Consider the following 26,453-nt stretch of genomic DNA (forward strand, 5'->3'; position numbering starts at 1 on the left):
ACAAAATTTTCTTATCTGCAGTTAATATAGTAATAAAAAAATGGTGACTTACTCTTTACATTCATTTTAAGAGAAATCACCCAGTTCCTTTCACTATCACTATATTCTTTTTTTTATGGCGTGAAAGATATAATTAATGAAACACCAGCTAGAATACATCAATCCATGATTTTCAATTTCCCTGTATATTTCCCAATTTCTTTTTGCTGCTTTAAATTTATTACTAGAAATCGAACCTTTAACAACACGGTATTGCGCCAATTTTTTCTGAATGCCGTATGCTTTGAAACCTCTCTTTAAAATAGATAGCCATAGGGCGAAGTCTTGTCTCGTTCTTATATTGGGCATTTCAACTAACCCGGTTTTTTCTATATTAATCATGACCGTTAAACAACCAATAATCGTATTTTTTAAAAGGCCCTTATAGTCAATAACCCTTGGAATATTTATAACTTCATTAACCTCTTCTCCATTTTGATCAATGACACTGTATTGTGTAAATGTGAAGGCAAGGTCATTCCTTTCCATAAAATCAACTTGTTCAACAAGCTTTTGTGGCATCCACAAATCATCACTATCCAGAAAAGCAATGTATCTTCCGTTTGCAGCGGAAATAGCATTGTTCCGAGCAACTGCCGCACCACTGTTTTCCTTTAAAGGGATGAAGCGAATGCGCTGATCATAAGACACTTGTTTTTGAATGATTTCCCTTGAATTATCAGTGGAACAATCATCAACAATAATCATTTCCCAGTTTTCGTAAGTTTGATTCTTGACACAACTTATTGCTTCTTCTATATAATCCGATGAATTATATGAAGGTGTAATAATTGATACTAAAGGTTGTGATGAATCGTTATAGCCACTGGAGGTACTCAAAATATTCACCTCATGTATTGAAAATCACTTATAAGAAAAGTGCCAATTAGACATTAACTTTCTATATTAAAAATACTTACTGGTTTTTCAACAGTTGATCTTCAGGTACTTTTTGATAAAATTTTGCAGGTGAACCAATTACCATTTCTCCTGTATTCACATCTTTGGTAACAAGACTACCTGCACCAACCGCTCCATCTTCTTGAATAACCTTACCCGGCAAAATGGTTGAATTCGCCCCAACTCTCCCACCATCCCGAATTGTGACACCTTTAAAATGATTATAACGCTCTTTTGAACGAGCCATATAATTATCGTTTGTCGTCACAACATAAGGAGCCATAAAGACGTAATTACCAAGTTCTGAATAGGCAGTGACATAGCAATTCGTTTCTAACTTACATTTCTGACCAACATCACAGTCGTTTTCAACTGATACTCCCCGTCCAACAATTGTTTTTTCTCCAATCGTAACCCGTTCTCTAATTGTCGCAAGGTCTGCAACAAACACATCATCCGCCAACGAAGCATTCGCATAAATGATAGACGATGTACCTATTGTACACCCTGAGCCAATCACAGCACCGGGGAGTTTCTGGGACTCTGATAGGATTGAATTTTTAGCTCTAGACGGCTGCTTGCCAACAACAACGTTATCCTGAATGACAACATCGTCACCAATTTTTGTTTTTTCATATATGATAACATTATTTCCTATAGTTACGTTATTACCAAAGGAAACATCTTCCCCAATAATAACATTTTGTCCAATTGATGCCGGTTCCATTAAAAAACCTCATTTCCTACTAAAAATAACATAAACTATTTTATCATACTAACGACTGATTTTTTGATATGATTCCAGCAATTTTTTAAATTCCGGTTCCCAACTATACTTTTCAGTGACTGCATGCCTCCCATTTTGGCCCATTTTCTTAGCTTGTTCAGGATGATCCAAAATAAATTGGATGGCATCGGCGATCGCAGAGGGATCAAGAGGATCAACGCATATCCCACACTCATTATGTTCAACAATTCCTTTCCACAAAGGAAAGTCAGACGCAACAACCGGAATACCTGCAGACATGTATTCGAACATTTTAACAGGATAAGATACTTTATATCTTGGCTCAGGATGAATCAGTACCAGCCCAACCTTTGCTTGGTTTAGAACCTCTCGGACTTCATTTCGACCTAGCCATCCTAGAAAATCGACATATTGCCAACCATTAAGTTGCTGAGCTTTATTTTCTAACTCGGGGGTGCCAAATTTTCCGCCAAGGAGCAACCTGACATTTTCATTTGTACCTCCATTGATCTTTCCAAAAGCCTGAATAATCTCCAAGATCCCTCTTGGTTTTGTAATAGAACCAATGTAAGCTGCCTTATTGTCAAAGGTTTGTGCATTGTTATTATCTTCTTGCTCCCATTCGTCTAAAAGCGGAAAGTTTTGAACAGTAATCGTTTGATCATTATAAGCTTCAAATCGCTCTGTTATTTCCGGAGTTGCGGTCACAATACCATCAAATTTCTTTGAAGCAAACGCCTCTAAATTCCTTGTCATTAGGCCTAACGGCTTTTTAAGAACATTTGGAAGCCAGTCTTTAGAAAGAATTTGCTTCGGAACATCTTCATGGACATCATAAAATACTTTTTTGCCCCTTTTTTTCAACATCATACCAGAAAAAATAAGTTCAGGATCATGAAAATGATATACATCAGCATCGACTTCCAACGCTTTTTTAAAGACGCTTCGAACCGTTGATGTCATTCGTGACAATCGGTTACTTCCAGACTTCAGTACACCATGACAGTGAATACCCTCAATGGTCTTATCTGGAGCATCAGGGGCAACGAGATGAGTTTCATAATGTTGGGCCAGTGACTGACACTCTTTTACAAAGATCCTAGTGTCGTTATATATATGCACAGAAGTTATATGACACACTTTCATAAAGATCCTCCAATAAAGCTTTAATAAAATAGCCCATAATTCCAATCGCGGGTCAACGAATTATGATTCTAAAGCACGTTGATAAATTTTTAACATATGCTCACCGTTACGTTTCCACGTGAACTTTTCCTCAATGAGTTCCTTGGCATTCCCACCTACTTTTCGCCGTAACTGTTCATTTTCAAAAAGTTTGTCTATGACCGTAGCAAGCGCATCTTCATCCTGAGGTGGTACCAAGAATCCATTGCTTTCATTTGACACAACTTCTTCCACACCTTCCCCACGTGTACCTATAATAGGTTTTCCGCAGGCCATTGCTTCAATATAGACAATTCCGAATGCTTCATTCCAACTTGGCATCGAAAAAACATCGCATTGTTCCATCAATTGCTTAACCTCTTCCTTACTTTTTGCACCTAAAAACGTAACATGATCTTGCAATTGATGTTCAGTGACGAGGTCCCGTAAATATTGTTCACTTTCTCCTTTGCCAACAATATAATAGTGTAAATTATTATATTTCTTAATTAACTTTGAAACAGCAACAATGTTATATTGGATGCCTTTAAGTGGATTTAAATTAGATACACTTAATAATATAGGAGAAAATGAAGGCTTTTGTTTTTCTTGATCCATAGGCTCTTTCAGAAAGATTGGACTGACGCCATTTGGAACCACATGACATTTCTCATCTATAACATCCTCAAACGCCTGTTTTCTTATGGTGTCCAAGCGGTCACTAACTAGGACAACTTGTTTGGCGCTTTGTATCGCTTTTTTCACCTGCAATTTAGACGAACGATTAGTATGAATGGTCCCAAGAAGGTCTTTCCCATGTATCGTTAAAACAAATGGAAGGCCCAATTGATGAGCCAATTTCATTGTTGCCACCCCATCAGGTAAAGCAACATGAGCATGAATGAGATCAAATTGATATTGTTTATGTAATTTTTTTGCCGTATCATAAATTCCCTTATACATAAAACGACCGGTCTGATGAAATAAAATATTTTTTGGAAACGATATATATCTAGGATGGTATATCGGGACACCCTCATTTTCTAAATAATAAGGTGTTTGAGCATAGGCAGACCATTTCCTAGATAATTGATTTAATGGGAAAGGAGCATACCTTACGGGTGAAATGACAACGACTTCACAACCTTGATACATAAGCTCTTTTACCTGTTCATGAACAAATGCCCCTGCATAAGGATTAAAATGTGTTGGATAGAGATGAGAAATCACTAAAACTTTCAAAGCCCGTAAGCACTCCTTTTATCATGTTTCATTTAATTCATCGATCGTTGGTCTTCCAATTGAATGATATTCAAATCCTGTCCCTTTAATTGCGTCTAGCGGAAAAGTATTTCTACCGTCAAAGATAATAGGTTGACGCATTAACTGATAAGCCCGCTCCAAATTTAAATCTTTAATATCATCCCACTCAGTTAAAATAAACGCTACATCAGCTTGGCCAATTGCATCCTCAATAGAATCTGTAAATTGTACCTCATTTGGAAAGATACTTTGGGCATTTTCAATTGCTAGAGGGTCATAAGCTGTAACATTAGCCCCTTGCTTAACGAGTTCCTCTGAAATGACAATGGACGGAGCCTCTCTCATATCATCTGTCTTAGGCTTAAAAGCAAGACCTAACAAGGCAATATTTAATCCTTTTAAATCACCAAGCCTTTGGTTGGCTTTGTTAACCAATAATAACTGCTGATGATTATTAACCTTTATTACTGATTTAAGCAATTCAAATTCATGTTCGACATTACCAGCAATTTGAACAAGAGCATTTGTATCTTTCGGGAAACATGATCCGCCATAACCGATTCCTGCATTGAGGAATTGAGGTCCAATCCGACGGTCTATGCCCATCCCCTTTGAGACATCCTCAATATTGGCACCAATTTTGCCGCAAATATTGGCTATTTCATTGATAAAGCTAATTTTTGTCGCGAGGAAGGCATTGGATGCATACTTTATCATTTCAGCACTTTTAACATCCGTTCTAAAAACAGGCAGACCGAATGGCTCATTAACCTTTTCAATCATATCTCCTGCTGCTTTGTTGTCAGAACCAATAACAATTCGATCACTTTCAAAAGTATCTTTAATCGCTGATCCTTCCCGTAAAAATTCAGGATTTGACACCATATCAACCGAAACGGGTGCTTTTAAGTATTTAAGTACGATTGATTTGATATGATCATTTGTTCCTACTGGAACCGTGCTCTTTGTCACAATAACGACATTATGATTAATATTTTCAGCAATGCCTTTCGCTGCGAGGCTTACATAAGAAAGATCCGCAGAACCATTTTCATTTTGAGGGGTTCCAACAGCGATATAGATGACTTGGACATCTTTATAACCTTCATCTAATTCACTAGTAAAGGACAAACGACCTGACTCAATATTTTTTGCCATTAATTCTTCTAAGCCTTGTTCATATATTGGTGGAATACCTTCCTTTAGCTGCTTAACTTTTTCTTTATCAATATCAATACAAGTGACTTGATGACCGATATCTGCCAGGCAAACGCCTGTGACTAAACCTACATACCCTGTTCCGACCACAGATATTTTCATACTTTTCCTCCACTTTTAAGTTCTTCTAATACTTGCTGTAAATAGTTAATGGTTCCGTCCTTCAAATCGTCTCGTTCAATAGCGAAATCAATTGTTGCCTTAATGAAACCAAACTTATCACCAACATCATAACGGTCACCATCAAATGGATAACCAATCACTTTTTCCGAGCTTGCGAGAACCTTGATCGCATCAGTAAGTTGGATTTCACCCCCCGACCCTGGAGGGAGGTCTGATAAAATATTAAATATTTCTGGTGTCAGAATATACCTGCCCATAACCGCAAGATTCGAAGGAGCTTCTTCAATGCTTGGCTTTTCTTCTAAAGACTCTAACTCAATCAAGCTTGATTCTTGATCATGTTTTGGAGCAATAATGCCATATTTGCTTACGTCTTCATCAGGAACTTTTTGTATACCAACAACAGAAGAATGATGTTGGTCATAGACATCAATTAATTGCTTTAGGCATGGCTTATTTGACTTAACAATATCATCACCTAACATGACAGCAAACGGTTCATTTCCGATAAATCGGCTGGCACAATATACAGCATGTCCTAAGCCTAAGGGCTCCTTCTGACGGATGTAATAGACATTAGCAAGGCTAGAAATGTGATTAATGGTTTCAAGCATTTCTGTCTTGTTTTTAGTCCTGAGGGTCGACTCAAGCTCATATGATTTATCAAAGTGATCTTCAATCGCTCTTTTCCCACGACCACTAATGATAATGATATCCTCTATACCTGAAGCTGCCGCTTCCTCAACAATATATTGAATCGTCGGTTTATCAACAATGGGTAGCATTTCTTTAGGTTGAGCTTTTGTTGCAGGCAAAAATCTCGTTCCCAATCCCGCAGCGGGAATAATGGCTTTTTTTACACTCATTGACGATGCCCCCTTTAAATGTTTATGAATAGGTTTATAAAAACCCTATCTATCTTAACAACTATAAAAAGAAGCCCGTGAATGATAATAATATCACGGGTTCTTTTAATTTACCGTAGGAAAAAGGCCTCAAGTTGCTTAACAACATATTCCTGCTGGTCTTGCTGTAACTCTGGGAACATTGGTAGTGAGATGACCTCATCACAAGCCTCTTCAGCCTTTGGAAAATCTCCCTTTTTATAACCAAGATCCTTAAACACAGGTTGGAGATGCAAAGGAATAGGATAATAAATCATAGATGCGACTCCCTTTTCCTTTAAAAAAGCCTGAAGTTCATCTCTTCTTGGAACACGAATCGTATATTGATGATAAATATGATAGTTATTGTCATCTTCATAAGGAGTTTGAATCACATCAGCCAACTTTTCATTGATTAATGAGTTATATTGTTCTGCTTTTTGCCGCCTTAGTTCATTCCATTGATTCAAATACTCAAATTTCACGTTTAAGATGGCTGCCTGCATTTCATCAAGCCGACTATTATATCCTAATACATGATGGTGATATTTTGGTTTACTGCCATGAACTCTTAATACACGAGATTTCTCGGCTAATGACTCTTGATCACTTACAATCATGCCCGCATCACCGTAAGCACCCAAATTTTTAGTTGGGAAAAAACTATAACACGCCATGTCTCCTAACTCACCAACATGACGACCTCTATATTCTGATCCAATGGCTTGTGCAGCATCTTCAACAACTGAAAGGCCATTTTTTTGGGCGATCTCATTAATTGAGTCCATATCTGCGGCCTGTCCATACAAATGAACCGGTATAATTGCTTTTGTTCGTTCGGTAACTCTTGCCTTAATCGATTGTGGATCTATGTTAAAGGTTTTCGGATCTATGTCTGCAAATACAGGGGTTGCACCGATTCGCGACACAGCCCCTGCCGTCGCAAAGAAAGTAAACGTGGGTACGATCACTTCATCCCCTGGTTCAACACCACAGGCTAGTAGTGATAAATGTAACGCATCACTACCATTAGCCACACCAACACCGTGTGATACGTTACTTAGGTTAGCAACATCTTTTTCAAGTTTTTTTACGTTTTGGCCAAGAATAAATTGTGACGATGCCATCACCTCTTCAAGGGCGGCATTGATATCATATTTTAATGTTTGATATTGCTCTTTTAAATCAAGCATAGGAATGTTCATTGCTCATCCTCCTTATCTTTTATACCATTGTTGTTCTTATATTTATCTTTTTCCGGACGTAGTATTTCTGGAACAAACAAAATTAAGAGACTTAACACAATGCCAATCAAAAATCCAACAGTTGCTTGACGTTTAGGTTGACCTGTTTGCTTTGATAAAGTTAAATCTTCAACAATTTTTGTCTTTTTCGTATCCAATAACTTTGACTTTAACTCATATAAGAATTTTTGTTTATCAAAGCTATCCTCAGGTCCAGCAGTGCTCTGTTTCAGCTCACTTATTGTATCATTTAGAAAGGATATTCTTCTATTATAGACTTCCTCACTTTCCTTCACGAACCTACTTGTTACAGCTTTTAGAGTCCGCCTTACTTTCTGGGAATTCCCACTACTCAAACTTAATTTAATGACATTTCTAGGTTTCCCATTAACAGACAGTGAACTCTGAATGTCACTTACAGGCATAATTGTCTTATCATTACCTTGTAACTGTTTTAAAAACTGTGTGCTCAGAATAATTTCTTTTGCACTTCCCTGTTTAGTATAATTCCTATCGTTTTCAAAATCCCCTAATCCAATGCTTATTGATGCAGTGTATACTGGATTTTGTTGTGATTCTAACAGATAACTAACTGCACCGGTCAATAAAGGAAGTAATAGTAAAAACCAAAAGTATTTTTTTAGACGACTCCATATTCTATTGACACTATTCATGGCTGTCACAACCGCTCCCTTCTAAATAAAGCTTGCTATCGTATTCGACCGTAACCATTCATTCTAAAATAATTTAAAAAGCCGATTGTAAATGCAAAAAATATCCATTGATAATGTAATGTTAAAATCGAACTCGGACTGATACTAGCAAAGATAAACACAAACATACCGCCTAAGAGAGCCTCACATATCATTTTCTCCTTACCATTATCAGTACTCTTATAGATTCTATACAAAGAAATGAGTAATGATAAGTACAATACTAAATAGCCTATAAAAACAAATATACCATAGTTCACAGCAATTTCTACCCACCAATTGTGAATATCTAGAACTGTATACGTCGGAAAAATACTATAGTGATCTATATAATATTTAGCGTTGTTAGAACCCACACCCAAGCCGAATGTGTCTACCAGAAACAAAAGTGAATTCTTAATTAAGTTAATTCTAATATCAATGGACTTACCGGTCGCGACTTCACCACCAAAAAAGGAAAACATATTAGTGAGTTTATCTATTAGAGATAGAACTTTACTATGGTAAACAACGACTCCAAGGAGTGCTAACAAACCACCCCCGGTTAAGATCCACCGTCTTTCTTTATAATTGGTTAAAAAGAAAAACCAACAAACTACCCCAAAGGCAATAGCTAAGAAATTAGCACGTGAGTCCGTGACATAAATTAGATAAAGGGAAACCACCAACAGCAATGTCCCATAAATTTTAAAGTGAACATTTCTTATATGCTTAATAAAAGCAATTATAAAAAACAGACTTAGTGTTAAAAAGGTCGCATAATCGTTCTGGTTAAAAAAAACAGCAGTCGGGATATCCTGATCCCATACCGGAGAATTCACAATTCGTGATGTACTCAAATGATTTCCAGTGATATGCTCCCATACACCAATAGCAACCAAAAATGCTGTCATACCTAGCCATATATAGAAAAAGTCAATATAGTCTGCTAACGTTTTGAAATAAAAAACGACCACGAATATCGGTAATATACCTAAAAAAAGAAATATGAAACCTTTCACGCCTAATGAAAACGAATTCACCCATACCAGTGATAAAAAAGCATAACAAAGCCATCCCATTAAATAACCTATAAACGGTTTGACCCGAATTTGCCCCCACTTTAATATATCTGTGTTCCGTTTAAAAAGTTGGATGAAAAAAAACAAAAAAACAACGATAGCCAGAAGACGATAAGCAAACAAGCTAAATGGACCAACACCAATCGAAAAAAAGGCAGCACCCAAAAAAGATGAAATTAGCCAAGCTTTTATCGTCAATACAGTTATAGTACCGAAACGCTTAAGAAATTTTTGATACATAAATAACACACAAGCGGCGGCAACAATAATCGCAAATATGGACGTAATTGAAGTATGAATAGATAAGTATCCAAATAAAACGGACAGGATTACACCTATGATCACTTGAACCTTAAGATCCTGGAGCTTATGAATCAAATGTCCTCTGCCCCCTTTCACTTGAGCTTGAATTGGTTTCTTGATCAAAAATGGCAGTTAATTGACCCGTCAAATGACGAAATTCGAAAGACTCGATATCTTCAAATGTAAATAAGTCTGTGTCCCGTTGCCATGCCTCTAACAAGACAGATAATTTATCGGCAATATCTTCAGGTGATGAAACATCGGCAAGTAAGCCCGAATGCGTTCGATTGATTAAATAATCTAAGTCAGATCCTGGGATTCCCACACAAAAGATTGGTTTTTTAGCATTTAAGTATTCGAAGAACTTCCCAGTAATAGTCCCCTTTCCGGGCCCGGGAATCAATAATAGAGCATCCCCCTGCTGCTGATGAATCAAGCTTTCACTATAAGTGACCCTACCCGTATCAATGACTTCAAGCTCATGGTCACGGGCATATTGCAGATATTCTTGATGAATTCCACCCACAAAATTCACAACAAAATCACTTTTAGGATGTCTCTGTTTAAATAATGACAATCCCTCCAAAAACGTCGAAGGATTTTTCTGCCCATAGAAAGTTCCTGTATGTGTAATGGTGATCGGTTTGATGACTCCACCACCTGGAATTTCAAGCGGCCTTTCAGGTAGATCATCCTGATCGAATCCATTAAATAGGACTGAGAACTTGTTTTGTTCAAGGTATCGGTTTGAAAACATATCTTTAATGGCTGGAGAAACCGTTGTAACCTTTTCCGATTGTTTAACCACTTGCTTCTCCAACCACCGATTTAGGGCAAAGTGAGCATTTGTTTTATATTCCAGAAACTCACTATCAATCCAAGGATCACGAAAATCGGTAATGAGTTTGATCTTTGCTAGTTTCGAAAAAAGAACACCAGACACAAAGGAACTATAGGCGGGCCCAGATACGAAACACAAATCGACGGGATGCCTTTTTATGTACTTTAAAGCTTTTGATACGGCACTAACACTCCAAAAGATATATTCATCAGGTATGAATAACCATTGATTAAAAACCGAACTCCTGCTTTTTTTAACTGAACTGTTACGCTCGGTAGCACTGTCATGGGACCGACGTTGTTTGTTTTTCCGTGGAAATAGACTTCGTGCAACATTGTATAACTGAGTTGGGCCAACAATAGGAACTCTGATGACCTCTATATCCGATTGTCTATCAAAGTCATCGGAGCCTGCCACTTTCGGTGCAATAACGACTGGTTCCCATCCATTTTCCTTCATATACTTAATAAATTTAGTAATGCGTTTTGTACCAATACTTTGCATCGGAGGGTAAGGGTTGGCAAAAATCAAAACTCTTTTCACTAACGTCACTTCCTCTAGTAAGCCTAATCATTTTTGGACAATTGCTGAATAATCGGTTTATAAGCATGTCCAAGTTGACTCCAAATCCCGGTATTAAAATTGGAGTTATGCCATAGAAACACAAAATTCCCATTATACTTTTGCACTGTATTTGCAAGCTTTTTCATCTTTTCAAACATATCATTCCACGTAATTGACTGGTAAACGCCGAGACTTACTTCCATGGCAATTAACGGGTATTCCATTAATTGCAACGTTTGCCGAGTCAATATGTTAAAAGGATGAAATTCATAACATGTACCACACCGAAAACCCTCATGATCGGCGTAACTCATTGTACTATCAGACAATAAACCATGATCTTCCCAAAGTTGCCACGTATGGGGTACAGAAAACCTTAAATAATGGTGTCTTCCTTCTGTCACTTTAAAACCAACGACAGATTCAAGCGCTTGCTTTTCCCATTCTAGCTGCTCAGGATGCTTATACGTCTGAAAACTTGGATGAAAGCCAATCTCATGTCCACGATCAAGCATGTGATTTGTTAGACGCTTTACCTGCGAAGACTGAACTTGGTAAAAATTATCGTAGTTCGTCACACCCCCACTCATGAAATAAAAACGTGATGTTAGGCCGGCCGCCTCAGACAAATCCATGAGCCAATCAAATGTATGATAAGGATCCTCTTTTAAGCGCAGTTTTATTTTGGAATAGTCCATAAAAGGACGAATCGAACCGACGACATCTTTTTTTCTTATTAAGGCTTTGGCAGATGATTTCACCATCGTCTTAGCGTTTTTCCAGTAGTTAATTTGATCAACATCGTGAGTCGGGATTAATCGATATTCACGTTTCCTCCGTTCCTGTTCAATACCTAAGTATTGTAGCATAGACCACAAAAATTCAACATACTCATTCACAATGGGGCGATGCAAAAAATCATATTTATACGCGGTGCTTGCACTTGCAGGGAATCGGTCAAAATGGTCGCGTTCAGGTTTCACATATTCTTCCCAACGAGTCAGCATAAAAAAAGCAGATGCAAATATATCGATACCACAGGTAATTATCTTATCATCAACATCCAACCGTTCATTTCCATAAAGGATTGGCAGATCACTTTCAGGGGTGAACCGATTTTTTGTAAATATAATCTTAGAGGGAATATGATTCTGACTCAGGTAATCAAGATGATGATGCTCTGAAAAAAAGGCGTCGTCAATAAATAACTGTTTCCCATTATCGAGAACAACTCTATAATTTTGTCTATCTGAATTTATAATTTCGTAATCAATACCTAAAAAATCACCAAAAATGGTTTTAATAATATAATTTAATTCTTGTGTAAAACGGTTAGGTATATCAATCGTTACCATATTATCTCCTCTTTAGAATGTTCATCTACCAACTTGAGATCTCCTTTTAATCTGAACACTGTGAATAATTATAAATAAAATATTTGAGATATAGAAAGCTGCCATAAATAAAGAAAAGGAGAAAATCGCCTGTTTTGGAGTTTCGTGAAATAACCAAAATGAGATAACAGTTAATAAAAACTGTAATACATTGAAAATCAGGGTCAATTCTTGCCGATTAATCAATGTCCAATAATTGATTGGTGATTTAATAAAACGGAACAAAAAAAATGGTAATAATAGGATAAGGTAAGGTGATGCATCCGCCCATCGATTGCCTATGAAAAAAGAAAATATCGGCGGTCCTAGAAAGTATAAAAACACTCCTGCTACAATTCCAATTGATGACAACACCAACATTAATTTAATTGTAATACTTGTCGCATGCCCTTTTTTATTAATTTCTTTGGCAGCACGTTCATAATAAACTTGTCCCAACGATTGTTGAACAAGTCCAATCGGCATACTTATTAAACGTTGAATAACTGCGTAAAAGGCCACAATTTCAACACCAAAAAAATGACTTAATAATAAGATTGGCGCTTGTGTTGAAGTCACGTTGGCCAATGTGGCTGGCGTGGAAAATATAGCGAATTTTTTATACTTACGCATATATCCCAACAAAAATTTTGTTTTTACTTTTCTAAAATTCACTTTAGACAGACGAATGAGATTGAATGTCGTAAATAGCTTCCCTGCACTGTACATAATCACCAACGACCAAACTGTTGGTGAAATAAGTCCTGCTACGATCGTTCCTAATTTGGTAATCAGTTGATCCGTAATATGGTTTTTTGAAATCAACCCATATTCTTGGTTTCTAGAAAACCATGCCTGGTAAACGGGCTTAATAGCCGTTAAAGCAATCAGAATTGGCAATAAGAAAGCAACTGAACGAGAGACTTGAAGATTTTTCGCTATGGGCCCATTAAAGAATAGTAGACTTAACAAGACAAGACCTGAAAACACCATCATAATAACAACAGCGAGTCTTAATAACATCTTCCCAGCATACTTACTTTTAGGAATAACAATGGCAAGTTCATATTTTAAGGTCGAAACTGACACTAATATATTTAAGAGCGCTAACACTGATGAATAGGCTCCGTATACGGTCGTACCATAAATTCTTGTGATAATAGGCAGGGTAATAACTGAGAGGATATTTATTAAAAATATCCCGCTCATAACTTTGCTAATATCTAACACGAATTTGTTTTTTCTCATAAATTTACCACCAGTTCGGGTGTTAAAAACTACAACTTGTAATAGTTCCCCTGAATATCTTCTGTGTTTTTAAATGCGTTTCTTGTATCAAAGATTACTTTGGCTTCATTCATAATTAAATTATAATCGAAAGTTGAATGATTGGTTCCAATGAGCACCAAGTCGGCATCTTTAACTCGCTCTTCATTTAGCTCCATTGTTTGTACTCTCTTATCACCAAGAACAAATTCATTTACAAACGGATCCACTACAGTCCAATCAGCACCCGCTTGATCAATTTGATCTAAAATATCCAGTATTGGGGATTCACGGACATCATCTATATCATTTTTATATGCTACACCCAGAACCAAAATTTTGGCTCCATTAACTGACTTTTTATATTCATTTAAGATCTGCATGCAACGATTAACGACGAACTCAGGCATGCCGTTATTAATTTCTCCTGAAAGTTCGATCAATCGTGTATGATAGTTATATTCTCTGGCTTTCCATGTTAAATAAAATGGGTCGATTGGAATACAATGGCCACCTAATCCAGGACCAGGATAGAATGGCATAAATCCATAGGGCTTCGTTGCCGCTGCATCAATCACTTCCCAAACGTCAATGCCCATTCTATCACACAAAAGAGCCATTTCATTAGCTAAGGCAATATTAATATGCCGAAATGTATTTTCGTGAATCTTTTCCATTTCAGCAACAGCCGGACTTGACACTTTATGAACTTTCCCCTCAAGTACATTAGAATATAAGGTTGCGGCAATGGCTGTACAACTTTCAGTAACACCACCAACAACTTTAGGAGTATTTTTTGTTTTAAATTGTTTGTTACCTGGATCAACTCTCTCTGGGGAGTAAGCCAAGAAAAAGTCCTCGCCACATTTAAGGTTATGATTCTCTAAAATGGGCTTAATAATCTCCTGTGTGGTTCCAGGGTATGTCGTGCTTTCTAAGACAACTAACGTTCCACGTTGTAGATATTTTGCAATTTCTTCTGCAGAACTTTCAGCATAAGAAGTGTCCGGTTGCTGGTAGATATCTAATGGTGTAGGAACACAAATGGCAACAGCATCAACGCTTTCAATCAAAGAGTAGTCCGTCGTTGCCTTAAGCTTTCCACTATTGACAATATCCGCTAGCTCTTCATTCACAACATCACCGATATAATTAATCCCTTGATTGACCATATTCGTCCTTGTTTGTTGAACATCAAAGCCAATCACATGATAACCAGCCTTTGCTTTCTCCACTGCCAACGGTAGGCCAACATATCCTAACCCAACAACACCGATTGTTGCTTGCTTCGATTCAATTTTTTGAGATAAAGACTCAAATAAATTCATCATTGCTACCTCCACATAAATAAAAATTAACAGACCATCTTAATAAACTCTGATAGGGGCTAGTTTTACAATAGGTAGTTATACTCATCCGCTAACTTTTGACATATCCGCCTCACCTTTTCTTTTTCAGCTTCTTCCCAATTTAGATACTCATCAATTGAACCGGTTTTTTGTTCGTTTACTTTCTGAGGTAAAAGTCTGCCTATCGTTTCGTCTTCAATTTCGTCAATATCGAGAAACTGTAACAGTTGTGAAACATGCTCTCTATTCAATTCATTAAAATTAAAAACAAAATAATCATCCTGGTTTAACTGAGCCAAAAAGTCATTTATGAATTGATTTGTTTCATTCCATAACCAGGCAATCTTCTCTACAGAATCAAAGTTATTCCATTCATTGAAGTTAGAAGAATTAGAAGTTGGTTCTACCCTGCCTTTGTCATGTGAAAGGTCCCCAGAATACCATCCTCGCCGCAAACCTGAACGAATAAATTCACCTGGGTGTCGATGCAAATGGACAAATTTAGCATTAGGAATATAATATTTAATGGCAGGTGCTAGGAAGGTGATTCGATTGTTGGTTTCCATATATCTTTGATTCCTCAGATATGTTTTAAACAACAATTCCTCTCTACCCACCACAAATATTTGTGAAATTAATTCATTTAATGTCTTATCTCTATCAGATTGACCTAATAACTGATAAGCTTCATAGGCTATTTTTCCTTGTTCAATAAATTCAGGTTGAGGCGAATGGAAAACACAAACATTCTTTGAATGACTCAGTAACTCCGTGAAAAATTTCGTCCCTGTTCTCCCTGTAGACAGAAAGAATACGGGTTGATAATCCGATGATTTTATCTCATTTGTTTTGAAGTCCCTAAAATCAGCCTTCTTCTTTCGAGGACTTTGAAACATTAGATACTCGTTGAACCTCACCAATGCCTTTTGCAGGTAACGGGACACCATTCATACCTCCATATCGTCTTTCTCTATCAAGTTTTTCATAGTGTTCCTGATCTCTTTGACGTAAAAGGTTAGGGCCACTTGCACCATAGATCCCCATTTTTTCAATGACACCATGCACAACTGAACCAGCTCCAATAATAGCCCCTTCCTTAATATGCGTTCCCGGTGCTATTGTGACATTTATACCTATCCATACATTTTTTTCAATTATAACATCACGAAATCTAAATGAATTGTCATATGGTAAAGCTTCGCCTTCATAGTTATGGCTATGTGTATACAACACAAGGTTTCTGGCAATATGTGTATTTTCTCCTATAAACAATCCACCTTCACCACGAATAAAGGCATTATCACCTATATGAACATTATCCTCTATTTCAATATGATTCATTCCAGTGAGTTTCGACTTCCCATTAAATCTAACACCTTGACCTACTTTGTTTACCTTCTCTTTATAGTAATGACTTAAGAAGTAACTTAAAAAAGCTTTATAATTATTATCTATAAAGAAGAGTATTTTGCCAATCATTAACCTCAGTCGATGGAATTTTCGCAATGCCATGTCCCCCCTTTTTAAGACAAAACAATGGAACTTTAATCTAGTTTCACTGGTTGATGACTTTCTGCCGAACGATAAAGACCCAATACTAATTCTAGCGCTTTTTTACCATCGTCACCAGTTACAATAGGCTGACGATTTTCATCAATAGCCGAAATCATATCCTCGATAATCCACTGATGACCAGGTTTTCCAAATGGGTCACTTTCAATCCGATCAATCATCCCTTTAACTTCTTTTTCTTCCATACCTTCGATGTCCCAGTGCTCTATATAATTCGCAGTTCTACCACCTATTTTAACCGTTCCATTCTCGCCAAAGACACTTAATGTCTCCTCAAGATTTGTCGGATAAATGGTTGTTGCCGCTTCGATAACGCCTAGGGCTCCATTCTTAAATCGAACAATTCCTGTGGATACATCTTCCGCTTCAATGTCACGTAGCCGGGTCGCATCCATACTAAAGACTTCTTCAACATCACCCATTAACCAAACTAACAAATCAAGATTGTGAATGGCTTGATTCATGAGAACCCCGCCGTCGAAAGCTTTGGTCCCTCTCCAATCCGCTTGATTATAATAAGCCTGATTCCGGTTCCAACGAACGGTGGCATTCGCGTGACTAAGTTTGCCCACCTTACCTTCATCCATAACCTTACGAAGTTCCATAACCGCTGGACGAAATCGATTTGGATGGACGACAGAAAGTTTGACACCATTCTCCTTACATGCAGCAATCATAGTGTCGGCATCTTCGATTGTAAGAGCAATGGGTTTTTCAACAATGATGTGTTTTTTCGCGTTAGCCACTTGGGTGGTTAGCGGCGCATGCAATCCGCTTGGGGTACAGATGTTAACAACATCAATATCGTCGTTTTTTAGCATTTCAGTTAGATCTTCATGGGCTTGCACATGATACTTCTCTACAAACCTCTCCATATTTTCAGGAATCTTATCGCAAACAGCTACTAAATGAGCGTCTTCTATTTTATCAATTTGTTCGACATGTTTGTTGGCAATATGACCACAACCAACAATAGCGAAATTTACCATATACATTTACTCCTTTTGTCTAGCATCTAAAAAATCCACTACTTATTTTACCTTATTTCGATGACTTTCGCACCTTTATCTGCCACTGATCTAACGTTTGAACCGTTAATTTTGTTTCTAACCTCGAAAATTGTCAATGATTTGACATAGATATGTTATTAATAAAGGAGTCTAAAACTTACTATAGAAGGCTTGCAAAGTATTTTTTGCTGTTAATCGAATCTTTTCTTGTTCATTTTCAATCATCAGTTTTAACTTTTGTCTTACAATGTTTAGATGATCGTATTGATTAAGTAATAATCGCTCTAAATCATCCGCCGACCAATGCCCATCGACCTTTCCTATAATAGGCTGATCAAACTGTTCTGCAACCGCATCGATCTTCGGATCATAAGATAAGGCAATAAAAGGAGTTTGCATAACGGCTGCAAAAATAAGTGAATGCAGCCTCATACCAAACAGCAAGTCTGCATTGTCAATGATCGCCATTTTCTCTTCTAATTTAAGATCATCGCAGGCAATCACCGGCGTTCCCTTCATCATAGAAGCGATATCACGCGAAGCACGAGTATCTTCACCGCCATGAAATGGGATGAACACCACTTTAAATCCTTTATCAATAACACCATCTAACGCAGTGGCCATTTTTTTTTGGTAGCCATTCCCTTTTTTCCAATCGCGGACTGAAACCGCTATAACGGATTCCGAGTATTTATCACGCTTTTGAAGCATATATTTGTTTTTCGGAAAATCGAGTCCAATAACGGGGTCTGGAACTACATGAATATCTTTTTTTATTCCGATCTTCTGTAGCAATCGCTTTGACTGTTTATCACGAACAGTAACTAAAGACGCCTTTGAGATCACTAGTTTCGATAGCCATTGACTCCATTTTGTTTTTAACGGACCAACACCTTGGGCATAAAAAACAAAAGGCGTTCTTAAAATAACAGCGATGAACATCACAGCTATGTAATAGGGGACACTCTTCCAACTCGTTGCATCCTGTAATAAACTCCCGCCTCCACTAATGAGACCATCTGATTTCTTCAAGGCTTTAACGACATCATTAATACGCCAACGATTGACAGCGGTTACCCCATATGTTTTGGAAGTTTCCTTTGGATTATTCGAGAGAACAGTAACTTCAATGTTTGTATCCAATTGTATCAAATTTGAAATGATGGCAAAAAGGATGGCTTCATCCCCAGTATTGTCAAACCCATAATATCCAGAAATTACAATATTCATTTTAATCCGAGCCCCCTTTCACATAATTCTATTCAAGCATAAAATCACTTGATTCTAGTGATGACTTTCCCAACCACAGGATAGTTTTTCAATTTTTCAAGACCCATAATTAAGACCGTTAAAGTAAAATAAATAACCGCTCCTGCAATAATGGAAACGGTAATATATACGAATGCCTCTAACCTTGACCACAATCCAACATCAAAAATGAACAACGGTACACCGACAGCAGCTCCCATACAAAAACTAGCGAATATAAAAACACCTACATCTTTTGTGAACAGACGAGCAAGGAACCTTTTTTTTAATCAAAAATATACTAATTGCATACATCAATGTGTAGACAAGCAATGTGGAAATACCTGCACCAATGAGACCTAGGTTTGTCACCAATAAAATATTAAGGACCGCTTTAACAACAACACCCAATATAATGACGTAGGATGCCGCTTTATAATAATTGATGCTCTGAAAAACAATGTAGTAAGGAAATCACTAAGAAGCTGAACCCAAGTAAAGCAAATACAAAACTACCCTGCAAATCACCAAATAATGCAAGGTTAAGCGGGACCGCCAGACTAGAAAATCCTATAGCTGTTGGCCAGGATATCAATTGATTCAATGCTTCCGATTGCTTGATAACCTTAGCGGCTTGTTTATGATTATTCTTCACAATCCAAAAAGACACGGCAGGAACAAGTGGTAAAAGGATCGAAGTTGAGAACACCGTCCCAATTTGAATGATCAAGAGTCCTCGACCGTAAATCCCATATAACTCACTGACATTAGTTTGATGACTCTTATACCAATGTAATGAGCTCGGAATCGTCAACGAACCGACTAAATTTAAAAGTGCCATCGTCAAAGTTCCGATAGCTAGAGGTATTGAAACCTTGGTAATTCGTTTTGACCAATATTTAAAGACCTCCATACGAAACGGTTGTTTTGCTTTATTTTTAAGATCAGTACGTGTGAACACTTGCCGCAGATAAACGAGCGAAGTAAACGCCCCGATTGATGAGCCAGTCATGACCCATGTCGATATTTTTATACTTGAAGCACCAATTCGGGTAAAATATATGGCAGCTATTAAAATGATACCGACACGAACAAATTGTTCAATCGTTTGTGAAATTGCGGTCGGTCGCATATCGCCATAACTTTGAAAATAGCCGCGATGTAATGCCATGTAAGGGGCAATAACAAGTGTGATTGCTACAACGATAATAGCTGACTGCATCTCGGAATTACCTAGCAGAATCGCTATGGGTTCTGAAAATAAGGTCAATACTAAGAATCCTGTAACACCAAAACCAATAGCCATGATACAAGCCGTCTGATAAATGGATTGAATATCTCTTTCATTACCATGGGAATAGGCTTCAGAAATGAGTTTAGAAATTGCAAGCGGAATACCAGCAACTGATATTATTAACGCAACCATATATAAAGGGTAGATCAACGTGAAAATACCCAAAACTTCGTCACCAGCTATATTTTGAAGCGGAATGCGAAAGAGGCTTCCTAACACTTTTGATAATAAGGTTGCGATCGCGATAACCGTTGTTCCTTTACTATGCTTTGCTTCATTTTAACATCTTAGCTTTCTGCTTTAAGATTTTCAAAGCGAACAGTGGAAGGGCCATCATTCGTCTTCCACGCTGGGGTTGCTGTAACAACCGATAAAGCCATTCAATATTTAACTTCTGCCAGATTTGCGGCGCACGCTTGGTTGTTCCAGAAAGGACATCAAAACATCCCCCTACACCAATAAATACCCCTTTTTCAAATTTAGAAATATGACGGGCAATCCACTGCTCCTGGCGAGGGAATCCCATGGCAACAAATATAAAATCGGGTTGGGCCTGCCTTATATCCTCTATAATATGTTCGTCGTCCAAACCGAAATAACCGTGATGGGCACCCACAGTTTTCAAAGATGGGTATAATTGTTTGACCGTTTCTAAAGTTCTATTAAGAACGGCATCTTTTGCGCCTAAAAAGTAGACGCACCACTGCTTTTCATCAGCTACTTGCAAAGCATTCATAAAAATATCAAAGCCTGTGACCCTTTCACAAATTGGTTGGTTAAGAAAGCGTGAGGCTTTGACAATCCCTGTGCCATCAGGGGTAATGTATGTTGCTGTATTTATCAATTTTCTATAATTTTGATCACGATGGGAATGAACAACAATTTCCGGATTTGCCGTGACAACAAATGCTTTCTCTTTTTTTTGTATATGATTATTTAATAGTTTCATAATATCTACTAAAGACGAATTGATAAATTGAATTCCTAGGATATCGACTTTTGATGAAGACATTTTGACCCACCAACTTAAATGAATGTCACTTTTCAAACCTAATCATAACACAAAGAGGATGCGACAGAAACATGTCGCACCCTCTTTAATTTTGTCGTATTTTATTTGGCGATGGAAACGTCTTTTGCAAGCTGGCCGTATTGACCATTATTGTAGGTATATAGATAATCAAAACTTCGAAAGTCCGAATTTTCGGAAGTGATTTTGAACCACTTACCTTCGCTATTTTCTACCTTATCCTTAATAATAAGACCTGCGCCAGCACGCGGATACTGATATGGTTCGGTAGTAGAGGTGCTTGGCTTCGGTCTGACATTCAGGGAATCTGCCGTAGCGATACCTAGGTTATATTTTCCGAAGTCATCCCCCCCAAGCGATTTGTCAATCCGATACATATAGCCCGCAATTTTTTGACCCCAATACGCATCGGACGCATACTTCACATTCATACCAGCTGCTTTGTTTCCAAGCATGGCTCCGTAGTAATATTGACCATCAGGATCCTGGTAATTATTGATAACATATTGAGCAACTTGGTTGACGCTATCTTGATAAGAGTCAAATTTGTAGACTTCGCTACATTCCCTGCCATCATTTGCTTGATACCCATATATATTATTTCTTTCCTGAGCTATACAACTGCTCCCCCACGCACTCTCATGAATCGCATGGGCAAGTAAGTATAAGGCATTGACACCATACTTTCCTTGGGCTTTGATAAATTCATCGCCTAAACTTGCAAGAGGCCCAGTGCCACCCATCTTTTGCTTAATCCTATCCGGGATATTATTCTTGACATAGCGATTAAGATCTTCAGCTGTATAAGAGGTCTTTGTATTCAAAGGTAAAAGATTAAAATATTGATATGCCGTTCCGACCTTCTGTCCAGATATCGTTTTGAACGTATGACCGTCCCAACTATAATACTTTTTACCTTCTTGAAGGAAATCAGGGGCCGGTCCATATGAATAAGTTCCACTCATACCACTGACAATGTGATGATAGAGGACATCATTGTCCACAGTATAATATGATCGTTTCTCAGCAAGTTCAGACGGTTTTAAGCCGGCTACATCCTGCTTAATGTAGCCTGTTAATCTCCCTAATTGAACCTTAACCCAAGACTCCCCAGATTCTAAATATTTTAGTTCAGTTCCAGTTGAAACATAAGTTAGGTCAGATGATAGTCTTGAGGTTTCATAAAAAACCGTAAATCCACCTGCGTGAACAAGACCATCTTTCATCCAAACAATTTTATTACCATGAAAAACAACTTCATTTGAGTGATCAGCCTGACGCTTAGCTCCATCAAATGTTTGATACATTTCACTTTGCTTATTGATGTCACCGTCACTTGAAATTGACGCAACACTATATTCACCTTGTGACTTTTCCAAGACGTTCTGAACACGATAAATCACAACTGCTGCATTAGCTCTAATAGTATTATTTTTCGGTCGAAAAGTATTATTCAAATAGCCTTTAATAATTCCTAGAGCAACATTAGTCTTAACTGCGTTTAAATACTCTTCTTTTTGTAAGATCTTATTCTTATCAGTGAAGGTTAACGGTTTTGTTTCAGCAACAACTCCATTAATTGATAGAACCCGATTAATCATCACTGCCATTTGCTCCCTACTAATCTTCAAATCAGGATGAAATGTGCCATCGGGATACCCATTAACAATACCTGCTGCTGCCGCTTGATGAATCTCATCATATAGCGCTCTATCAGAAGACACATCTGGGAAAGGGTCAAAGTCTCCTCCCTTTATGTCTAATGATCTCACAACAAAGGCGGCAAATTCTGCTCTAGTAATCTGATCTCCAGGAAAATAGTTTCCCTTACCATCTCCTTTGAGAACTCCTTGGTCGATTAATGCATTCATGGCCTCTTCAGCATAATCATACTGGTCCGGAAAGTTTGCTTGAGCGTGACCAACTGTAATAAACGAAAAGACTAGTAATAAGCCTAAAATACCTGATAGAAATTTCTTCATGTTCTTCCCCCTCATATATAATCCTCATAATAAAATTAGCAAACATTTTGCTATTTTACTAGATGATTTCCTCATTTTTCATATTAAATAAGGAATATTAATGCAGATGTCCTATTAGAATTACCGTTGATATATTACAAAAAGTTTGCAAGTTCGACGTTTATTATTATGAAACTGTAATCTCACATACTAAATTCATGTGCTAGACTCAACATGTTAGGATCAATATTTGAAATAAATGGAGGATAAAGGGTTGGCCAGAAAAACATTAACACTAGTCATTTCAATACTGACAGTGTTCACAGTCTTCTTTGTACCACAGTCCCAGGCAAATACGCGTGATGACGTTGTCACCGCTGCAAAACAACACATAGGGACTCCCTATCGCTGGGGGGGAACCACACCTAAGGGCTTTGATTGTTCAGGCTTTGTCCAATATGCATTTAACAAAGTTGGCATCAATATACCCCGGACAACAAGTCAACAATACCAAGCTGGAAAAGCCGTTTCCAAATCTCATTTAAAACGTGGAGACATTGTTTTCTTTGAAACTTATAAGAGCGGACCATCCCATTCCGGCATATATATTGGCGGAGGGGACTTTATTCATACCTCTTCCACAGATGGCGTCACGATTGACAATATTAACAGCCCTTACTACTGGGGACCGAAATATTTAGGTGCTCGACGAGTCATTAATGAGCCAATCAAAAAGCAAGATGTTGACCCAAAGCCACTATCAAATGGACATTACTATGACGTTGCAAAAAGCTACTGGGCTTACGAAAAAATTACTAAACTAAGCAAAAATAACGTTATTAATGGCTATAAAGATGACACCTTCCGTCCTAGGCAAACCATTAGCCGAGCTGAAGTTGCACAAATCCTTGCCAATCACTTTAATCTTGACACGTCCAGTTCCAGTGGGTCGTTCAGCGACGTTTCATCCAACTTTTGGGGCGCAGGTGCGATTAATGCAGCAGACAAGGCTGGCTATATTGACGGATATAAAAATGGCACATTTAAACCTAACCAGCCCATCACTCGCCAGGAAGTCGCTGCATTGTTTACTAAAGTATTTAACTTATCAGCTGATACTAGAAAAGTTGATTTTAAAGATGTCAGTGAAGACGACTGGTCTTATGACAGTATTCAGGCAATGGCTGCCGCTGGTTTAACAACGGGTTATAAAAATAACACCTTCAAACCAAAAGAAGAAACAACACGGGCAGAGTTTGTTGTCTTCCTATACAGAGCTCTATACTAAAAAGCTAGGATCTTTTTTAGATCCTGGCTTTTTAGTGATATAATTTAAATGCATCATGGATCGCTCTTGCTACAAACACAGAAAACTCCGCCCGTGTAACATAATGATCCGGCCTGAATGTCCCATCCCTATAGCCATTGGTAATCCCCGCACTGCAAAGTTGATTAATCGCCTTATAAGAATTCATTGATGAATTCACATCTAAAAAACACGAATGCGTCATATCCGATAATGAAAATGCTCTGGCCACTAAAAGCGCCACTTCTTCTCTGGTAATGCTATCTTTTGGTCCATAAGTTCCGTTTCCACGTCCTTTAATAATTCCCTCTTCAACAGCCGATTGAATATAACCTGAAGCATAGTATTTTTGCGGAACATCAGAAAAAACAGTTGTTGTTTGTTCAATGTCTAAACCTAACAGCCTTCCTATGATGACCGCCGCATTGGCCCGATTAATAGGGTATTGGGAACGAAATGTGCCATCTGGAAAGCCCTTAATTCCTTGGTTGCTCGCAAGAAATTGAACTTCATTAGCAAACCATTCGCTTCCATTAAGATCTGAAAAAGTTACCATCGATGATGTTACTTCAACCGAAACAGCCGAACTAAATTGAGAATTGTTCGCCGATTGGTCAATAGCTCTTATTTTATAAGTATATTCCCCTTTAGAAACGGTATCTCGATACGAATGCTTTTGACTAGCGATAGTATCTATCTTATTTCCGTTGCGATATAATTCATAAGCGACTACTTCCTGATTATCTTGTGATAACGACCAGTTAAGCGAAATGACTGATTTTGAAGCAGTAGCTGTGAAATTGTGCGGCGTCGAAGGACTTATAATATCAGCTTTAAGCTCCGTAGGGGTTTGAACAAGTCCATAGCCGTACAACGTATCTTTTCCCTCGCTGCCAAGATCAACAGCCCGTTGATGTAAAACATCCCTAAGTCTTTCATTGATCACCTTTGGGTTAATCTGTTCATATAAGGCGGCAACACCAGAAACATATGGAGCCGCCATCGATGTCCCGCTTTTTCTTTTATAAGATTCACCTAAGAAGGAACTGTAAATATTAACACCAGGTGCAACTAATTCAAGAGACGATCCTTCAGCCGAAAAATACGGGTGCTGATTGTCTCTATCAATCGCACCTACAGCCATAACACTCTTGTACTTTGCTGGGTACTGAACCGTATTACCATCATCATTTGACTTTACATTCCCTGCCGCACCAATAATTATAATACCTGATTGATAAGCTTTTGTAAGCATTCTTTGCAATGCCTTCGACCCATTCGGCGTTGCTAAACTTAAATTAATGATATCAATCTTATTGTTTATCGCCCATTCGATTCCAGCAATAACACTAGACTGAACACCCCTACCATCGCTGCCTAGCGCCTTGATTGCATAAAGACTAACCCCAGGAGCGACACCAACTGTACCAATATTATTATCTTGTGCAGCAATAATACCAGCAACATGCGTTCCATGACCACTATCGTCTTCATAGGAATTGGTATAGTTGACCGTTGACACGCCACCAGCAATATTTAAATCAGGATGATCACAATCGACGCCTGTATCAATAACGGCTACTTTGACACCTTTACCCGTTACCTTTGAATCTATTAATGGCTTGGCCTGAATTCTGTCGATTCCCCAGTTGGTTATCTGTGCTTTTGTTTCCACGACGAAATCTTTCTCAACTAATTTAACATCAGGATTTTTATTTAAACGAACAACAGATGTTTCAGACAAGGTAACAGCAAGCGTGGATAGCATCTCAAATCTGTGGCGAACATCTCCACCAAGCTTTTCAATCAAATCAGATTGTGGCTCACCACGAAAGGTTACGAGATACTTATGTCTTGTATTACTTGCAGTAGCAGTAGCAGTGGCAAAAGGTAATAAATATTGGATAAAAACAGTTATTGATAAAATGATAGCCATCTTTTTCATAAACAACATCCTTCGTCTAACCATTATAATAGAG

Annotated in this window: 22 protein-coding genes and 1 pseudogene; 1 reads left to right on the plus strand and 22 read right to left on the minus strand. The window is 37.8% G+C overall.

Going from position 1 to position 26,453, the window contains the following annotated elements; translation table 11 throughout:
• Positions 1-99: 99 nt before the first annotated feature.
• The 21 genes and pseudogenes from B9Y89_RS05095 to B9Y89_RS05200 all read right to left on the minus strand — a co-directional run bounded on the left by B9Y89_RS05095 (position 100) and on the right by B9Y89_RS05200 (position 23,189).
• A complete protein-coding gene (locus B9Y89_RS05095; protein WP_139822725.1) occupies positions 100-879 on the minus strand; it encodes a glycosyltransferase family 2 protein in 780 nt (259 codons plus the stop codon).
• A 76-nt stretch (positions 880-955) separates the two neighbouring features.
• Positions 956-1,666 carry an acyltransferase gene (locus B9Y89_RS05100; protein ID WP_085522134.1) on the minus strand — a complete coding sequence of 237 codons (711 nt, stop codon included), beginning with the start codon at positions 1,664-1,666 and terminating at the stop codon, positions 956-958.
• Positions 1,667-1,714: 48 nt separating this feature from the next.
• Positions 1,715-2,833, minus strand: coding sequence for a glycosyltransferase family 4 protein (locus tag B9Y89_RS05105; protein ID WP_085522135.1), 1,119 nt, complete (start codon positions 2,831-2,833; stop codon positions 1,715-1,717).
• A gap of 60 nt (positions 2,834-2,893) precedes the next feature.
• Positions 2,894-4,093, minus strand: coding sequence for a glycosyltransferase family 4 protein (locus tag B9Y89_RS05110; protein ID WP_085522136.1), 1,200 nt, complete (start codon positions 4,091-4,093; stop codon positions 2,894-2,896).
• Between the two features lie 21 nt (positions 4,094-4,114).
• Positions 4,115-5,434 carry a UDP-glucose dehydrogenase family protein gene (locus B9Y89_RS05115; protein WP_085522138.1) on the minus strand — a complete coding sequence of 440 codons (1,320 nt, stop codon included), beginning with the start codon at positions 5,432-5,434 and terminating at the stop codon, positions 4,115-4,117.
• Complete coding sequence (galU, locus tag B9Y89_RS05120) at positions 5,431-6,321, minus strand: UTP--glucose-1-phosphate uridylyltransferase GalU (protein WP_085522140.1); 891 nt, start codon at positions 6,319-6,321, stop codon at positions 5,431-5,433. The genes B9Y89_RS05115 and galU overlap by 4 nt, the downstream gene beginning before the upstream one ends.
• 110 nt (positions 6,322-6,431) lie before the next feature.
• Positions 6,432-7,544, minus strand: coding sequence for a DegT/DnrJ/EryC1/StrS family aminotransferase (locus tag B9Y89_RS05125; RefSeq protein ID WP_085522142.1), 1,113 nt, complete (start codon positions 7,542-7,544; stop codon positions 6,432-6,434).
• Positions 7,541-8,266, minus strand: a complete 726-nt coding sequence (locus B9Y89_RS05130) for a GumC domain-containing protein (protein ID WP_085522144.1) — start codon at positions 8,264-8,266, stop codon at positions 7,541-7,543. The genes B9Y89_RS05125 and B9Y89_RS05130 overlap by 4 nt, the downstream gene beginning before the upstream one ends.
• Positions 8,267-8,292: 26 nt before the next feature.
• Positions 8,293-9,735 (minus strand): O-antigen ligase family protein, encoded by a 1,443-nt coding sequence (locus tag B9Y89_RS05135; RefSeq protein WP_085522146.1) that lies wholly within the window; start codon positions 9,733-9,735, stop codon positions 8,293-8,295.
• On the minus strand, positions 9,725-11,044 hold the full coding sequence (locus tag B9Y89_RS05140; protein ID WP_085522148.1) for a glycosyltransferase: 1,320 nt from the start codon (positions 11,042-11,044) through the stop codon (positions 9,725-9,727). The genes B9Y89_RS05135 and B9Y89_RS05140 overlap by 11 nt, the downstream gene beginning before the upstream one ends.
• Positions 11,045-11,067: 23 nt before the next feature.
• Positions 11,068-12,420, minus strand: coding sequence for a polysaccharide deacetylase family protein (locus B9Y89_RS05145; protein ID WP_085522149.1), 1,353 nt, complete (start codon positions 12,418-12,420; stop codon positions 11,068-11,070).
• Positions 12,421-12,441: 21 nt separating this feature from the next.
• Positions 12,442-13,686, minus strand: a complete 1,245-nt coding sequence (locus tag B9Y89_RS05150) for a lipopolysaccharide biosynthesis protein (protein WP_085522151.1) — start codon at positions 13,684-13,686, stop codon at positions 12,442-12,444.
• Between the two features lie 29 nt (positions 13,687-13,715).
• The gene (locus B9Y89_RS05155; RefSeq protein WP_085522153.1) at positions 13,716-15,032 is read right to left on the minus strand and encodes a nucleotide sugar dehydrogenase; all 1,317 of its coding nucleotides are present in this window, start codon (positions 15,030-15,032) and stop codon (positions 13,716-13,718) included.
• Positions 15,033-15,097: 65 nt separating this feature from the next.
• On the minus strand, positions 15,098-15,997 hold the full coding sequence (locus tag B9Y89_RS05160; RefSeq protein ID WP_176222108.1) for a sulfotransferase: 900 nt from the start codon (positions 15,995-15,997) through the stop codon (positions 15,098-15,100).
• On the minus strand, positions 15,918-16,565 hold the full coding sequence (locus tag B9Y89_RS05165) for an acyltransferase (RefSeq protein WP_085522156.1): 648 nt from the start codon (positions 16,563-16,565) through the stop codon (positions 15,918-15,920). The genes B9Y89_RS05160 and B9Y89_RS05165 overlap by 80 nt, the downstream gene beginning before the upstream one ends.
• 32 nt (positions 16,566-16,597) lie before the next feature.
• Complete coding sequence (locus B9Y89_RS05170; RefSeq protein ID WP_085522158.1) at positions 16,598-17,614, minus strand: Gfo/Idh/MocA family protein; 1,017 nt, start codon at positions 17,612-17,614, stop codon at positions 16,598-16,600.
• Between the two features lie 171 nt (positions 17,615-17,785).
• Positions 17,786-18,865, minus strand: coding sequence for a polysaccharide pyruvyl transferase CsaB (gene csaB, locus B9Y89_RS05175; RefSeq protein WP_085522160.1), 1,080 nt, complete (start codon positions 18,863-18,865; stop codon positions 17,786-17,788).
• 44 nt (positions 18,866-18,909) lie between these two features.
• Positions 18,910-19,104, minus strand: coding sequence for a hypothetical protein (locus B9Y89_RS05180; RefSeq protein WP_085522161.1), 195 nt, complete (start codon positions 19,102-19,104; stop codon positions 18,910-18,912).
• Positions 19,105-19,316: 212 nt separating this feature from the next.
• Positions 19,317-20,426 (minus strand): annotated as a pseudogene (locus B9Y89_RS05190) (polysaccharide biosynthesis protein); the annotation flags it as partial.
• A 25-nt stretch (positions 20,427-20,451) separates the two neighbouring features.
• The gene (locus tag B9Y89_RS05195; protein ID WP_085522167.1) at positions 20,452-21,189 is read right to left on the minus strand and encodes a WecB/TagA/CpsF family glycosyltransferase; all 738 of its coding nucleotides are present in this window, start codon (positions 21,187-21,189) and stop codon (positions 20,452-20,454) included.
• Between the two features lie 101 nt (positions 21,190-21,290).
• Positions 21,291-23,189, minus strand: a complete 1,899-nt coding sequence (locus tag B9Y89_RS05200; RefSeq protein ID WP_176222109.1) for an S-layer homology domain-containing protein — start codon at positions 23,187-23,189, stop codon at positions 21,291-21,293.
• 253 nt (positions 23,190-23,442) lie between these two features.
• Here B9Y89_RS05200 and B9Y89_RS05205 point away from each other — a divergent pair, with 253 nt between their 5' ends.
• On the plus strand, positions 23,443-24,456 hold the full coding sequence (locus B9Y89_RS05205) for a C40 family peptidase (protein WP_176222110.1): 1,014 nt from the start codon (positions 23,443-23,445) through the stop codon (positions 24,454-24,456).
• A gap of 31 nt (positions 24,457-24,487) precedes the next feature.
• Here B9Y89_RS05205 and B9Y89_RS05210 read toward each other — a convergent pair whose 3' ends face one another.
• Positions 24,488-26,419 carry a S8 family peptidase gene (locus B9Y89_RS05210; RefSeq protein ID WP_176222111.1) on the minus strand — a complete coding sequence of 644 codons (1,932 nt, stop codon included), beginning with the start codon at positions 26,417-26,419 and terminating at the stop codon, positions 24,488-24,490.
• Positions 26,420-26,453 lie beyond the last annotated feature (34 nt).

Origin of the sequence: Tuberibacillus sp. Marseille-P3662 (assembly GCF_900178005.1) — a bacterium.
Classification (GTDB): Bacteria; Bacillota; Bacilli; order Bacillales; family Sporolactobacillaceae; genus Marseille-P3662.

Coding starts and splice junctions, on each gene's coding strand:
- B9Y89_RS05100 (WP_085522134.1), bottom strand. CDS start 1,666: ATGGAACCGGCATCAATTGGACAAAATGTTATTATTGGGGAAGATGTT.
- B9Y89_RS05105 (WP_085522135.1), bottom strand. CDS start 2,833: ATGAAAGTGTGTCATATAACTTCTGTGCATATATATAACGACACTAGG.
- B9Y89_RS05115 (WP_085522138.1), bottom strand. CDS start 5,434: ATGAAAATATCTGTGGTCGGAACAGGGTATGTAGGTTTAGTCACAGGC.
- galU (WP_085522140.1), bottom strand. CDS start 6,321: ATGAGTGTAAAAAAAGCCATTATTCCCGCTGCGGGATTGGGAACGAGA.
- B9Y89_RS05125 (WP_085522142.1), bottom strand. CDS start 7,544: ATGAACATTCCTATGCTTGATTTAAAAGAGCAATATCAAACATTAAAA.
- B9Y89_RS05145 (WP_085522149.1), bottom strand. CDS start 12,420: ATGGTAACGATTGATATACCTAACCGTTTTACACAAGAATTAAATTAT.
- B9Y89_RS05150 (WP_085522151.1), bottom strand. CDS start 13,686: ATGAGAAAAAACAAATTCGTGTTAGATATTAGCAAAGTTATGAGCGGG.
- B9Y89_RS05155 (WP_085522153.1), bottom strand. CDS start 15,032: ATGAATTTATTTGAGTCTTTATCTCAAAAAATTGAATCGAAGCAAGCA.
- B9Y89_RS05165 (WP_085522156.1), bottom strand. CDS start 16,565: ATGGCATTGCGAAAATTCCATCGACTGAGGTTAATGATTGGCAAAATA.
- B9Y89_RS05170 (WP_085522158.1), bottom strand. CDS start 17,614: ATGGTAAATTTCGCTATTGTTGGTTGTGGTCATATTGCCAACAAACAT.
- csaB (WP_085522160.1), bottom strand. CDS start 18,865: ATGAATATTGTAATTTCTGGATATTATGGGTTTGACAATACTGGGGAT.
- B9Y89_RS05180 (WP_085522161.1), bottom strand. CDS start 19,104: ATGGGAGCTGCTGTCGGTGTACCGTTGTTCATTTTTGATGTTGGATTG.
- B9Y89_RS05195 (WP_085522167.1), bottom strand. CDS start 21,189: ATGTCTTCATCAAAAGTCGATATCCTAGGAATTCAATTTATCAATTCG.
- B9Y89_RS05200 (WP_176222109.1), bottom strand. CDS start 23,189: ATGAAGAAATTTCTATCAGGTATTTTAGGCTTATTACTAGTCTTTTCG.
- B9Y89_RS05210 (WP_176222111.1), bottom strand. CDS start 26,419: ATGAAAAAGATGGCTATCATTTTATCAATAACTGTTTTTATCCAATAT.